The sequence below is a fragment of the Pseudomonas sp. GM24 genome (assembly GCF_000282235.1).
Taxonomy (GTDB): Bacteria; Pseudomonadota; Gammaproteobacteria; order Pseudomonadales; family Pseudomonadaceae; genus Aquipseudomonas.
Map to the genome: position 1 here is coordinate 1 of NZ_AKJR01000301.1, position 2,296 is coordinate 2,296.

General features: G+C 60.0%; 3 protein-coding genes. 1 reads left to right on the top strand and 2 read right to left on the bottom strand.

Translation table 11 applies throughout. The features are described from left to right. Positions 1-117: 117 nt before the first annotated feature. Together cysQ and nudE are read right to left on the bottom strand one after the other, a co-directional pair. Positions 118-951 (bottom strand): 3'(2'),5'-bisphosphate nucleotidase CysQ, encoded by an 834-nt coding sequence (gene cysQ, locus PMI23_RS27165; protein WP_042705053.1) that lies wholly within the window; start codon positions 949-951, stop codon positions 118-120. A 5-nt stretch (positions 952-956) separates the two neighbouring features. After that, positions 957-1,523 carry an ADP compounds hydrolase NudE gene (gene nudE / locus PMI23_RS27170; protein WP_007909093.1) on the bottom strand — a complete coding sequence of 189 codons (567 nt, stop codon included), beginning with the start codon at positions 1,521-1,523 and terminating at the stop codon, positions 957-959. A gap of 88 nt (positions 1,524-1,611) precedes the next feature. Here nudE and yrfG point away from each other — a divergent pair, with 88 nt between their 5' ends. Further along, complete coding sequence (gene yrfG, locus PMI23_RS27175) at positions 1,612-2,274, top strand: GMP/IMP nucleotidase (RefSeq protein ID WP_007909091.1); 663 nt, start codon at positions 1,612-1,614, stop codon at positions 2,272-2,274. Positions 2,275-2,296: the final 22 nt, after the last annotated feature.

A 2,296-nucleotide genomic window follows, 5' to 3' on the forward strand; every position in this document is an offset into this window, starting at 1 on the left:
TTTGCTGAATCCATAATCGACCTCATCTTTCAGGTCGATGTATGACGCAAGACAACTCGGTCGGCTCCCTCTCCTGGGGGAGAGCGATGGGGTGAGGGCGATTGCCGATCAGCCCACTTAACCGCGAGCCAACTCCAACAATCTGGAACGCCAGGCCGCCTTCGCCGGCAGCGCCAAAAAGAACTCGTTCAACAGCGATTCCCGCGCCGGATAGCAGAACGCATCCCCGCGCAGATCCAACACTTCACCGCCCGCTCCTTCCAGCACGCCTTGCGCCGCCGCCGTGTCCCACTGCGAAGTCGGCGCCAGTCGCGGATAGCAATCCGCTGCGCCTTCCGCCAGCAGACAAAATTTCAGCGAGCTACCAATGTTCGCCAATTGCAGCTCGCCCAGACTTGCACTCAGCCCTGCCAGCAGACGCTCCTGCTCGGGACTCGAATGCCGCCGGCTGGCCACAACCGTAAACGCCTCGCCCGGCCCCGGCACATCTCGCACCTGAATCGCAACCGGCGTGCCGCCCTCGTCGCAGCGCCACGCACCAAGCCCGGCACCGCCAACGTAGAAACGACCATTGGTCGGCATCGACACCACACCAAACACCACGCGACCGTTTTCGATCAGCGCGATGTTCACGGTGAACTCTTCGCTGCCGCTGATGAACTCCTTGGTGCCATCCAGCGGATCGACCAACCACCAACGCTGCCAATCCGCGCGTACGCTCTGGGGGATGTTGGCGTCTTCTTCCGACAACACCGGAATGCTCGGATCCAGCGCCGTCAGCCCGGCGACGATCAGGTGATGCGCGGCCAGATCCGCCGCCGTCACCGGCGATTCATCGGACTTGGCCGTGACTTCAACGCCGGCGCGCCAGAACGGCAAGATCGCCTCGCCGGCCTGCAAGGCCAGTTCAATCACCGGCGCCATCAACGGATGGGGAAACTTCATCGACATTTCACTCATGCTGGAAAGAATCCGCGATCGGTCAGCAGATCGCGGGTCAAATACAGTGCAGCCAATGCACGGCCTTCGGAAAACTGCGGATTGAGCGCCAGCGACGACAATTTGCGCAGGTTCACCTTGTCGACGCGCATCGGCTCTGGCTCGTCGCCTTCCAGCCGCTCTTCGTACAAATCGGTAGCCAGAACGACCTGGATCTTCTGGCTCATGTAACCGGGCGACAGCGACAGCTCGGTCAGATGCTCCAGTTGTCGCGCGCCAAATCCGGCTTCTTCCTTGAGCTCCCGCTCGGCTGCCGCCAATACGTCTTCGCCCGGTTCGATCAAACCTTTAGGCAAGGACAGTTCGTACTCATCGGTACCGCCGCAATATTCCTCGACCAACACCGCGTGTTCGGCATCCAGCATCGCCACGATCATCACCGCGCCGTAGCCCGCACCTTTGCCGACCAGACGCTCGTAAGTGCGTTCCACGCCATTGGAAAAGCGCAGTTTGAGTTCTTCGACGCAAAACAGACGGCTGGTGGCGACGATCTCGCGGGCAAGTACGGTGGGTTTCTGGCGCATGCAAAGCTCCTTGGCGTGAACGCGCTACTATAACGCGGCTTTCCCGATTGTTTATGTCGGATATCTTTCTACCGTTCGAGACGTTGCCATGCCTTCATTACCGTGGTCCGACATCGATACCGTTCTGCTGGACATGGACGGCACGCTGCTGGATCTGCACTTCGACAATCATTTCTGGCTGGAACACCTGCCCCAGCGTTACGCCGAACTGCACGGGGTCAGCCGGGCCATGGCCGAGATGGAATTGCAGCCGCTGTTCGAACGCCACGCCGGCCAGTTGCAGTGGTACTGCCTGGATTTCTGGAGTGCCGAGCTGAAGTTGTCGGTGCGTGAACTGAAGCTGGAAACTGCGCACCTGATTGCCTTGCGGCCGGATGCCGATACCTTTCTGGAAGCGATCAAGCGCGCCGGTAAACGGGTGATCATGATCACCAACGCGCACCGCGATTCACTGTCGCTGAAGCTGGAACGGATTGAGCTGGCGCCGTATTTCGAACGGCTGATCAGCTCGCATGATTATGGGTTTCCCAAGGAGAACCCGCAGTTCTGGGATGCCTTGCAGGCGGACATCGGCTTTGATCCGGCGCGCAGTCTGTTTATCGACGATACCTTGCCGATTCTGCGCAGTGCGCGGGATTTTGGCGTGGCACATTTGCTGGCGGTGAAAGAGCCGGACAGCCGCAAGGGGCCGAAGGACACGGCTGAGTTTGCGGCGGTTGAGGATTACCGCAATCTGATCGCTGGCCTTTGATCTTTGTAGGAGCTGCCGAAGG